We start from the raw sequence: 10,334 nt of genomic DNA on the forward strand, positions 1-10,334 counted from the left end.
CTTCCAGGGGATCAGCAAGCGAAGGGAGACCCAGCAGCGACAAAGTCGCGATGCGGCTCCCTGCTTGCCCCCAGAAAAGCGAGCTGTGCCCGGTCGGGCAAATAAAAAAGACTGCAGACAATGTTTTGTCTACAGTCTGAAAAGAATTTCCAAACCAATTGTTTGGAAATTCTTTTGTGTAGCTCTCAAAAAATCGTTCCAAAAAAACCCTTTCTTTGTTTGAGGCCTTATCATTCGGGGAAATTTAGGAATATATCGTTCCTTTATCGTCTTTTTTCGAAAATGTACATTTCCAATAGTAAGCAGTTGACTGCAATTGGAAAGTTTAGTATGCTTTTTGCTGTAGCAACATTGTCGAATTTTGACGATTCATGTCACCAAGAGATTTCGACATCATCGGAGGAGGAAATACAAAATGAAATCAACAGGTATCGTACGGAAAGTAGACGAGCTCGGTCGGGTCGTTATTCCAATTGAATTACGCCGGACACTCGGAATTGCTGAAAAAGACGCACTTGAAATTTACGTCGACAACGAGCAAATCGTTTTGAAAAAATATAAACCAAACATGACTTGCCAAGTCACTGGTGAAGTTTCAGACGATAACTTCAAATTGGCGGATGGGAAATTGATTCTCTCACCAGAAGGCGCACAACGCGTACTCGTCGAGTTGAAAAACATGCTCGAGAACTACTACAGCGAAGAGTAAGCAAGGAATTCCTTGCTTACTCTTTTTTGTCGACTTCATGATAGGCATCATACACTTCGTGGCGTGGTAAGCCACGCTCTTTCGCGACTTGTTTGATGGCGGCGTTCGGTTTGAGCCCGTCTTCGATATACCGATCCACGTGCTCAAGCGGGGATAACGTGTCCCACCAGTCGTTCGTTGGGGCGGTCTCCGTCGAGCCGCTCACTAAGACGACGAACTCGCCGCGCACTTCTCCTTCACACCAGGCTAGCGCCTCATCGACTGTGCCTCGTAAAAACTCTTCGTACGTCTTCGTCAACTCGCGGCCAAGAACGACGACTCGATTGCCGAACACGGCCTTAATACCGGTGAGCATCTCTTTTAAGCGATGCGGTGCCTCATAAAACACGAGCGTTCCCGGCTCATATTGAAGAGACGTCAACACGTCCGCCCGTTCTTTCTTTTTGCGGGGTAAAAATCCATAGTAAAGGAAGCGTTCCGTGGCAAGACCTGAGGCGACGAGTGCCGTAAGAGCCGCATTGGCCCCTGGCAAGACGACGACCGGGATGTCTGCTTCGATTGCAAGGCGGACGAGATCACTGCCCGGATCAGAGATGCCGGGCATGCCGGCATCTGAAACGACAGCGACCGATTTGCCTAGTCGGATGTCTTCAATGAGTCGCGGTCCGCTCACTTGCTTATTGTGTTCATGGTAACTGACGAGTTTTGTCTCGATGTCAAAGTGGCGGCACAACTTCATCGTCTGACGCGTGTCTTCGGCTGCGATCAAATCGACTTCGCGTAACGTACGGACAGCTCGGTACGTCATATCCTCTAAGTTGCCAATGGGAGTCGGTACGACGTATAGTGTCGGTCCATCAGTCTGATAACTTTTTTGTGAGTTCATTGCTCGTCCCCTCCATCAGCTTTTGTTTTTGCGCACGGGTCAACTGTTTAATCGACCACTCGTATTGCATCGCTTCACGCTTTGTATCGAATGACTTCACATACCGAAGCATCACCGGAAGACGGGCTCTCGTATACTTTGCTCCTTTCCCGGCGTTATGCACCTGAAGCCGCTTATCGACGTCGGTCGTATAGCCCGTGTAGTAGGTTTCATCGTTACACTCGACAATATAAGCGTAATATTTACGCATCGAGGATGTCTCGCATCGCCTTCGTGTACGTATCATCTTCTTCATAAACGATGAACGGAGGTAAAATCGTGAGTCCTGCTTTTCCATCTTTCGACCCCTCTATCAATAATGTGTTGGCGTCCCGTCCCGCCTTTGGATAGACGAGTTGCATCCGTTTCGGTTCAATCCGGTACGCGCGCATCAGCGTCAATATATCAAGCAATCGCTCAGGACGATGAACAAACGCTACTTTCCCGCCAGGCTTCACTAACTGACTAGCCGATCGGATACAATCCTCGAGCGTGCACAACACTTCGTGACGGGCAATCGTATGATGTTCGTTTTGATTGCGAAGTGACGTTTCATTCGCCAAGAAATAGGGCGGGTTACACGTCACGACGTCATATCGGGCGTGTCCGAGGACTGTTGCCACCTCTTTGACGTCTCCTTCTACAACACGCAACCGTCCTTCGAGCTTGTTGACCGTGATGCTTCGATTTGCCATGTCGACAAGTTTCGGCTGAATCTCAACACCGGTGACGTTTCCTTTCGTCCGGTACGATAAGAAGAGCGGAATCGCCCCCGTCCCGGCACACAAATCGACCAAGTTCCCTTTTTGAATCGGCACCCACACGAACTCGGCGAGTAAGACCGCATCGAGTGAGAATGAAAAGACATCATCGCTTTGAATGATTTTTCCGGGGCGCCCGAGCAAGTCGTCAAGACGCTCCCCTTGTTTTACTGTCACGCTTCGTTCCCTCCTACAATAACGACAAAGGCGACGGACGGACTTTCCGTCTATCGCCCCAATGTATTAATGTTTGTTCAACATCGACATGCAAAAAAGACAATCTCCGTCTTTTCTAACTTGCCCGTAATGCAAATTACAGATGTGGAACCCTTCTTGATATAGCGCCGCCAAGTTGTTCTGTCCTTTGCCTGATAGCGCAATTTGAGCGTCCCCATCAATCGTTTCCACTTCTGCCAGTTGTTCTACCTTCTCACGCAAATGATGGTTCTCGAGATACATATGCTGATTCTCTTCGAGCAAGTAGGCCAATTGTTCTTTTAATACGCCTAGATGTTCGGTTAACAGCTGCATCTGTTGCTCGATTGCATCGACTCGCATCATAACTTCCTTTTTATCCATTCTTTCCACTGCTCAGCACCCCATCACTGTTTCGACGGTTTTCGTTTGATCGCACCGACCTCAACGAGTTCGTCAATCGTATACGTCACTACTCGGGTCCGGTCACTCAATTCAACTTGCACCATTTGATCTAAGATGTTGAGACCGATGACACGCCCGTCACCTTCCGGAATTTTAATTCGTTTCCCGACATCCGGCAAGTCACGCTTCAACTCTTCGTACGTATCGTTTTCATATTTCAAGCAGCACATTAAACGACCGCAGACGCCCGAAATTTTGTTTGGGTTCAAAGAAAGGTTTTGGTCTTTCGCCATCTTGATGGATACCGGTTCAAATTCTCCTAGGAACGATGAACAACATAGTACCCGACCACACGGCCCAATCCCGCTTAACAGTTTCGCTTCATCCCGCACCCCGATTTGACGTAGCTCAATTCGTGTTCGAAACACGCTCGCCAAGTCTTTTACAAGCTCGCGGAAGTCAACACGTCCTTCTGCTGTGAAATAAAAGATGACTTTATTACGATCAAATGTATATTCAACATCGACAAGTTTCATCTCAAGTCGATGCTCACGGATTTTTTCTTCACAGACGGCGTGAGCGTCAAAAGCTGCCAATCGATTTTCTTGAACGATTTCAGCATCTTTATGATCAGCGACACGAAGAATCGTTTTTAATGGCAAAACGACCTCATCCTCGCCAAGCTGTTTTCCAACTTGGACGATTTCTCCGTATTCAATTCCACGCACCGTTTCAACGATGACATGGTCCCCACGTTCAAGCGTTGCTTCGCCTGGTGAAAAGTAATAGATTTTTCCCGCTTCTTTAAAACGGACTCCAACTACTTCAAGCACGCTCTCTTATCCTTTCTGTAAATCGAACGTTAACCGTTCGAACGTTAGTTGAGGATTGACGTTTGCCTCGAGTCGGCGAATCGCCTCGTGCACGTGTTCAATGGCATGAACGATTTTATGAACCGAGCGATCATTCACGAAAGCCTGATACAAAGCCTGTTCTCGTGTGAATAATTGCGGTACATATGCCGTCCGTACTTTAAAACGCAGAGACTCTTCTAACCAACTTTCAAATAGTTCGAGACCGACCCGCAGTTCATTGCGCCCTTTAAAATGACCGAGCCATTTCTCTTGAGCGAACAAGAGCAATTCTTGCGGACGTTTTGTCAATACTTCAACTAATTGTACCACTAGCCCGTACGCCTGTACAAACCAGTCGTTATGGAGCACTTCACGGGCATCTTCCCATTTAGGATATACCGCGAGAGCAAGCCGGGCCAAATCACTCGTACACGCCACGTCTTCTGCTAACGTTTCGGCGAGTTCATTGCGATCAATTGGCCGAAACACGAGATGCTGCGCCCGCGAGCGGATCGTTGGCAATAACAGCTGCGGTTGGGTCGTTACGAGGATGGCAAGTTTTCCGACACCCGGTTCTTCAAAGAATTTAAGAAGGCTGTTCGCTGCTTGCGTCGTCATTTTATGGGCTTGATGGATGACGTATACTTGGCGATCGCCTTCAGCGCCGCGCAAGGATAAGTCACTCAACAGTTGTTGAATTTGCTCTTTTTTTATACTGGCCCCGTCCGGCTCCATCTCAATATAATCGACAATGTTTCCCGAATCCATTCGCCGACAATTTCTGCACACTCCACAAGGTTCGACCCCTTCCGGAGATTCACAAAATAGTGATTTGGCAAATAGCTGAGCCGTTTCAATTAAATACGGTTCGTAATCACCTGAAAAAATATAGGCATGTCCGACTTTTTCAGACAGAATCGAATTTTCGATCACTTTGGCCACTACTGTCTGAGATTGAGCCAATTGTTGAAAGCGCATCTGACTCACTCCCATTAAAACTGATGAAACCCTTCGATTGGCAAGACGAATACGGTCGCTCCACCCACTTGCACCTCAACTGGATAAGGAATATACGAATCAGCATGTCCGCCCATCGGTGAAATCGGGGTGATCATTTGATCTCGGCTCGAACAGTTCGATTTAATTAGAGAAAGCAAATCATCCAGGCGTTCTTTTGGAACCCCAATCATGAAAGTCGTGTTTCCCTCTTTTAAAAATCCTCCCGTTGTCGCAAGCTTCGTTGCGCGAAAGTCTTCTTCAATTAAAGCGTCCGATAAACGCGCGCTATCTTTATCATGTACGATTGCGATAACCATCTTCATGATTCAATCACTCCTCTTTCTCTTAATCGTTCTAACGTAATATCAAATACCTCATCTTGAATACTCTCGATTGTCTCATTCGCATCAATTCGAACCATCCGGTCCGGATGCTCGCCAAGCAACGTCTGAAATCCGTCGTAAACGCGTTGATGGAACGCCTCATCCCGACTTTCAATCCGATCCAATTGACCTCGGTCTTTCATGCGGTTGCTTGCTTGAGTTGGAGACAGATCGAATAGGAACGTCAAATCCGGCTTTAATCCGCCCGTCGCCCATTCATTGAGTGCTAGTATTTGCTCTAAATCATAGCCTAATCCAAACCCTTGTTATGCGATAGATGCATCCACAAAGCGGTCACAGACCACGACAGCACCGCGCGACAAAGCCGGACGAATGATTTGTTCGACGTTTTGAGCTCGAGAGGCCGCATATAACATCATTTCGACACGTGCCGTCATCTCATCATGTTCGGGTGACAATAGCACTTCTCGGATGCTGTTTCCGACTTTTGTTCCCCCTGGTTCACGTGTCGTGACAACCTCATACCCTTTTTCGGTCAAGGCACGCACTAACAACTGCAGTTGTGTCGTCTTGCCAGAACCATCTGGTCCTTCAACCGTAATGAACATACCTTTCACACTTAAAACTCCTCTACGATAACATCAATTTGTTTCATCATAACATGTCTGCTCGCTTGAAGCTTCCGACCGAGTGAAATCCATTCGATTAACACCCGAACTTTCTCATCTGTGATCACTTCGCCTTTTAGTATCCACGGGATTCCCGGCGGATACGGAATTACTGTTTCAGCAGCAATGTGACCAACCGCCTGTTCAAAAGAAAGTCGGGTTGTCTCCATCCCTTCGTGTATCGTGTGCAACTCGGATACACGTTCTGTTACAGGGAAGGGATAAATCGTTTCATCATCTTCAATGAGCGGTACGTGTTGCGAAGCATTTTTAATCAATTTAACCCAATGTTCGATCTCTTCCATTTTCAGTTCCCGTAATGGAAGGCAGAGTAACACATGATCTTCAGCTGCAAGCTCGATGTCAATTCCAATAGAAGAGAGATGCCGACTGAAGGCGATTCCGTTTTTTGGGTAAGTCAGAATCGTCACTTTCGTGAAATCATCACCGACTTTGACAGAGAAACCCGCTCGCTTCAGTTCCATGACAAATGCAAAATGACTAGTTTGAATATGGGACCAATCGCGTTCTGTCAGGCTTTCTAAATACATTCTCGCATGATCTAAAGAAGCCATAATCAAATACGAGGGACTGGACGTTTGAAACGAGGACAGCGCATGAAGCAAACGCGTCTCATCAATATGTTCTTTATAATGAAGCCACGCCCCCATCGTAAATGCAGGAAGGGTCTTATGCGCGGACTGGACCACTATGCTGGCTCCTTCGAAAATAGCCGAGCGTTTCGGAAGATCAGAATAAATAAGGTGGGCTCCGTGCGCTTCATCAACAAGTAGCGGAATAGAACATGACTGAAGAAAATGACTGATGGCTTGAATGTCTGCCATATCTCCATAGTAAGTGGGAGAAGTGAGCAAAAGGGCCTTGCCATCAGGATAGCGGGAAACCGCTTCTTGAACAGTTGCGAGACTTACCACTGTTGGGAGTCCACTCCCGCGCTCTATTTCCGGAGTGAGTAACACAGGTTCTAATCCCAGCCACTCAATCGCGTTCCAAACAGATTTGTGAGAGTTCCGTTGAACGTAGACACGTTCACCCCGCTTCACAGTCGCTGCTAGCATACTCCAGTTTCCAGCAGTTGATCCATTGACTAACCATTTGCTTTTACTTTCATATAAAGATCCAAGCGCCTCCTCGGCTTGATGAATAATCCCTTCGGCTTGATGTAAGTCGTCCAGATGCTCTAACTCGGTCAAATCATAAGGCATGATTTTACTAAAAGGCGTTGGGAGGCTTGGGTGACGCACGGTTCCGTTGTGATGCCCGGGGACATGAAACGATACTCGACTTTCACGTACGTGTTGTTCCAACACTTCCATAAAGGTGAAAGGGTTTTTTTTAGGTCGGCGCGGCATATGAAAAACTCCTTCCGTAGACAATTGATATACAAAAAGAGACGACCAAGCATCTGCTTGATCGTCTCTGCGTTGGCCTGGCAACGTCCTATCCTCACAGGGGGAGACCCCCAACTACTTTCGGCGCTGAAGCGCTTAACTTCCGTGTTCGGCATGGGAACGGGTGTGGCCGCTTCGCTATCGCCACCAGACAAAGAAAATATTAACACCGTCCTTCGGACGTGTCAATAACCTTCAGGGTTTGTTCCCTGAAAACTGAAGTTCATCAATTGTCAAACCATAGACTAGATCAAAGCCTCGACCGATTAGTATCATTCAGCTCCACGTGTCACCACGCTTCCACCCATGACCTATCTACCTCATCGTCTCTGAGGGGTCTTTCTTGATTGCTCAAAGGGAAATCTCATCTCGGAGGGGGCTTCATGCTTAGATGCTTTCAGCACTTATCCCGTCCGCACGTAGCTACCCAGCGATGCTCCTGGCGGAACAACTGGTACACCAGCGGTGCGTCCATCCCGGTCCTCTCGTACTAAGGACAGCTCTCCTCAAATTTCCTGCGCCCACGACGGATAGGGACCGAACTGTCTCACGACGTTCTGAACCCAGCTCGCGTACCGCTTTAATGGGCGAACAGCCCAACCCTTGGGACCTACTCCAGCCCCAGGATGCGATGAGCCGACATCGAGGAGCCAAACCTCCCCGTCTATGTGGACTCTTGGGGGAGATCAGCCTGTTAACCCCAGGGTAGCTTTTATCCGTTGAGCGATGGCCCTTCCATGCGGAACCACCGGATCACTAAGCCCGACTTTCGTCCCTGCTCGACTTGTAGGTCTCGCAGTCAAGCTCCCTTCTGCCTTTGCACTCTTCGAATGATTTCCAACCATTCTGAGGGAACCTTTGGGCGCCTCCGTTACTGTTTAGGAGGCGACCGCCCCAGTCAAACTACCCACCTGACACGGTCCTCCAGCCGGATCACGGCTGCGAGTTAGAGACTCTATACGCAAAGGGTGGTATCCCAAGGATGTCTCCACCGAAGCTGGCGCTCCGGCTTCACAAACTCCCACCTATCCTGTACATCGCGTACAAAGCCTCAATATCAGGCTGTAGTAAAGCTCCATGGGGTCTTTCCGTCCTGTCGCGGGTAACCTGCATCTTCACAGGTACTATGATTTCACCGGGTCTCTCGTTGAGACAGTGCCCAAATCGTTACGCCTTTCGTGCGGGTCGGAACTTACCCGACAAGGAATTTCGCTACCTTAGGACCGTTATAGTTACGGCCGCCGTTTACTGGGGCTTCGGTTCAGTGCTTCTCTTGCGATGACACATCCCCTTAACCTTCCAGCACCGGGCAGGCGTCAGCCCCTATACTTCATCTTGCGATTTAGCAGAGACCTGTGTTTTTGCTAAACAGTCGTTTGGGCCTATTCACTGCGGCTTATGTTGCCATAAGCGTCCCTTCTCCCGAAGTTACGGGACCATTTTGCCGAGTTCCTTAACGAGAGTTATCCCGCGCGTCTTAGAATTCTCATCTCGCCTACCTGTGTCGGTTTACGGTACTGGCGCCGACCTCCTTACTAGAGGCTTTTCTTGGCAGCGTGAAATCCGGTACTTCGCCCTACGGGCTCCACGTCACAGCTCAACCTTGTATGCCGGGCGGATTTGCCAACCCGACGGCCTCGCTGCTTGTCCGTGCACTTCCAGTCGCACGGTTACCTTATCCTTCTGCGTCCCCCCATCGTTCAAACGGTGGTACGGCGGTACAGGAATATCAACCTGTTGTCCATCGCCTACGCCTTTCGGCCTCGGCTTAGGTCCAGACTAACCCTGAGCGGACGAGCCTTCCTCAGGAAACCTTGGGCTTTCGACGGAGGGGATTCTCACCCCTCTTTTCGCTACTCACACCGGCATTCTCACTTCCAAGCGCTCCACGGCTCCTCACGATACCGCTTCACTGCTGCTTGGAACGCTCTCCTACCATCCCTTACGGGATCCATAGCTTCGGTGGTATGTTTAGCCCCGTTACATTTTCGGCGCGGCGTCACTCGACTAGTGAGCTATTACGCACTCTTTGAATGGTGGCTGCTTCTAAGCCAACATCCTAGTTGTCTGTGCAACGCCACATCCTTTTCCACTTAACATACACTTGGGGACCTTAGCTGATGGTCTGGGCTGTTTCCCTCTCGACTACGGATCTTATCACTCGCAGTCTGACTCCCGAGTACAAGTCACTGGCATTCGGAGTTTGACTGAATTCGGTAACCCTGTGGGGGCCCCTAGTCCAATCAGTGCTCTACCTCCAGAACTCTTCACCTCGAGGCTAGCCCTAAAGCTATTTCGGAGAGAACCAGCTATCTCCAGGTTCGATTGGCATTTCACCGCTACCCACACCTCATCCCCGCACTTTTCAACGTGCGTGGGTTCGGACCTCCAGTCAGTGTTACCTGACCTTCATCCTGGACATGGGTAGATCACCTGGTTTCGGGTCTACGACGACGGACTGATGCGCCCTGTTCAGACTCGCTTTCGCTGCGGCTCCGCCTTTTCGGCTTAACCTTGCCCGCCATCGTAACTCGCCGGTTCATTCTACAAAAGGCACGCCATCACCCGTTAACGGGCTCTGACTACTTGTAGGCATACGGTTTCAGGATCTGTTTCACTCCCCTTCCGGGGTGCTTTTCACCTTTCCCTCACGGTACTGGTTCACTATCGGTCACTAGGAAGTATTTAGCCTTGGGAGATGGTCCTCCCGGATTCCGACGGGGTTTCACGTGTCCCGCCGTACTCAGGATCCACTCTGGAGGGGATAAGATTTCAGCTACAGGGCCGTCACCTTCTCTGGCCGACCTTTCCAGGTCGTTCACCTATCCTATCCCTTTGTAACTCCGTATAGAGTGTCCTACAACCCCAGGAAGCATGCTTCCTGGTTTGGGCTGTTCCCGTTTCGCTCGCCGCTACTCAGGGAATCGAATTTTCTTTCTCTTCCTCCGGGTACTTAGATGTTTCAGTTCCCCGGGTTTGCCTCACGCCGTGCTATGTATTCACACGGGTGTCCCGCCAGTCTCCCGGCGGTGGGTTCCCCCATTCGGATACCCCTGGATCAA

At 49.4% G+C, this 10,334-nt stretch carries 10 protein-coding genes, 2 rRNA genes and 1 pseudogene; 1 reads left to right on the forward strand and 12 read right to left on the reverse strand.

The genetic code is table 11. From position 1 onward, the window contains the following. The coding region (locus JJU47_RS14245) for a hypothetical protein (RefSeq protein WP_228620674.1) at window positions 1-202 on the reverse strand (202 nt) is incomplete at its 3' end. Window positions 203-415: 213 nt separating this feature from the next. On the opposite strand from JJU47_RS14245, the gene JJU47_RS14250 reads away from it, so the two are divergent. After that, window positions 416-709: a transition state genes transcriptional regulator AbrB gene (locus JJU47_RS14250; protein ID WP_024372343.1), complete on the forward strand. Its 294-nt coding sequence runs from the start codon at window positions 416-418 to the stop codon at window positions 707-709. A 16-nt stretch (window positions 710-725) separates the two neighbouring features. On the opposite strand, the gene rsmI is transcribed toward JJU47_RS14250, so the two are convergent. From rsmI to JJU47_RS14305, 11 genes and pseudogenes are all read right to left on the reverse strand, one after another. Further along, window positions 726-1,595 carry a 16S rRNA (cytidine(1402)-2'-O)-methyltransferase gene (rsmI, locus tag JJU47_RS14255; protein WP_228620676.1) on the reverse strand — a complete coding sequence of 290 codons (870 nt, stop codon included), beginning with the start codon at window positions 1,593-1,595 and terminating at the stop codon, window positions 726-728. Further along, window positions 1,567-1,845: a GIY-YIG nuclease family protein gene (locus JJU47_RS14260; RefSeq protein ID WP_228620678.1), complete on the reverse strand. Its 279-nt coding sequence runs from the start codon at window positions 1,843-1,845 to the stop codon at window positions 1,567-1,569. The genes rsmI and JJU47_RS14260 overlap by 29 nt, the downstream gene beginning before the upstream one ends. Further along, window positions 1,838-2,572, reverse strand: a complete 735-nt coding sequence (locus JJU47_RS14265; protein WP_228620680.1) for a tRNA1(Val) (adenine(37)-N6)-methyltransferase — start codon at window positions 2,570-2,572, stop codon at window positions 1,838-1,840. The genes JJU47_RS14260 and JJU47_RS14265 overlap by 8 nt, the downstream gene beginning before the upstream one ends. A gap of 66 nt (window positions 2,573-2,638) precedes the next feature. Further along, a complete protein-coding gene (yabA, locus tag JJU47_RS14270) occupies window positions 2,639-2,974 on the reverse strand; it encodes a DNA replication initiation control protein YabA (protein WP_024372339.1) in 336 nt (111 codons plus the stop codon). Window positions 2,975-2,997: 23 nt separating this feature from the next. Continuing rightward, window positions 2,998-3,828, reverse strand: a complete 831-nt coding sequence (locus tag JJU47_RS14275; protein WP_024372338.1) for a PSP1 domain-containing protein — start codon at window positions 3,826-3,828, stop codon at window positions 2,998-3,000. A gap of 6 nt (window positions 3,829-3,834) precedes the next feature. Next, entirely contained in the window at window positions 3,835-4,842 is a 1,008-nt protein-coding gene (locus tag JJU47_RS14280; protein WP_366511975.1) for a DNA polymerase III subunit delta', read from the reverse strand. After that, a complete protein-coding gene (locus JJU47_RS14285; RefSeq protein ID WP_024372336.1) occupies window positions 4,842-5,171 on the reverse strand; it encodes a cyclic-di-AMP receptor in 330 nt (109 codons plus the stop codon). Before JJU47_RS14285 ends, JJU47_RS14280 begins: the two co-directional genes overlap by 1 nt. After that, window positions 5,168-5,809: pseudogene (tmk, locus tag JJU47_RS14290) on the reverse strand (dTMP kinase). The gene JJU47_RS14285 and the pseudogene tmk overlap by 4 nt, the downstream one beginning before the upstream one ends. A gap of 2 nt (window positions 5,810-5,811) precedes the next feature. Continuing rightward, on the reverse strand, window positions 5,812-7,233 hold the full coding sequence (locus JJU47_RS14295; RefSeq protein ID WP_228620682.1) for an aminotransferase class I/II-fold pyridoxal phosphate-dependent enzyme: 1,422 nt from the start codon (window positions 7,231-7,233) through the stop codon (window positions 5,812-5,814). Between the two features lie 75 nt (window positions 7,234-7,308). Continuing rightward, window positions 7,309-7,424, reverse strand: a 5S ribosomal RNA gene (rrf, locus tag JJU47_RS14300). A 94-nt stretch (window positions 7,425-7,518) separates the two neighbouring features. Then, window positions 7,519-10,334: ribosomal RNA gene (locus JJU47_RS14305) — 23S ribosomal RNA — on the reverse strand; the annotation flags it as partial.

Source organism: Exiguobacterium sp., from assembly GCF_020832205.1.
Taxonomy (GTDB): Bacteria; Bacillota; Bacilli; order Exiguobacteriales; family Exiguobacteriaceae; genus Exiguobacterium.

Excerpts from the sequence above, each read along its gene's own strand:
- JJU47_RS14250 (WP_024372343.1), top strand. The coding sequence starts at position 416 with ATGAAATCAACAGGTATCGTACGGAAAGTAGACGAGCTCGGTCGGGTC.
- rsmI (WP_228620676.1), bottom strand. The coding sequence starts at position 1,595 with ATGAACTCACAAAAAAGTTATCAGACTGATGGACCGACACTATACGTC.
- JJU47_RS14260 (WP_228620678.1), bottom strand. The coding sequence starts at position 1,845 with ATGCGTAAATATTACGCTTATATTGTCGAGTGTAACGATGAAACCTAC.
- yabA (WP_024372339.1), bottom strand. The coding sequence starts at position 2,974 with ATGGATAAAAAGGAAGTTATGATGCGAGTCGATGCAATCGAGCAACAG.
- JJU47_RS14280 (WP_366511975.1), bottom strand. The coding sequence starts at position 4,842 with ATGGGAGTGAGTCAGATGCGCTTTCAACAATTGGCTCAATCTCAGACA.
- JJU47_RS14285 (WP_024372336.1), bottom strand. The coding sequence starts at position 5,171 with ATGAAGATGGTTATCGCAATCGTACATGATAAAGATAGCGCGCGTTTA.
- JJU47_RS14295 (WP_228620682.1), bottom strand. The coding sequence starts at position 7,233 with ATGCCGCGCCGACCTAAAAAAAACCCTTTCACCTTTATGGAAGTGTTG.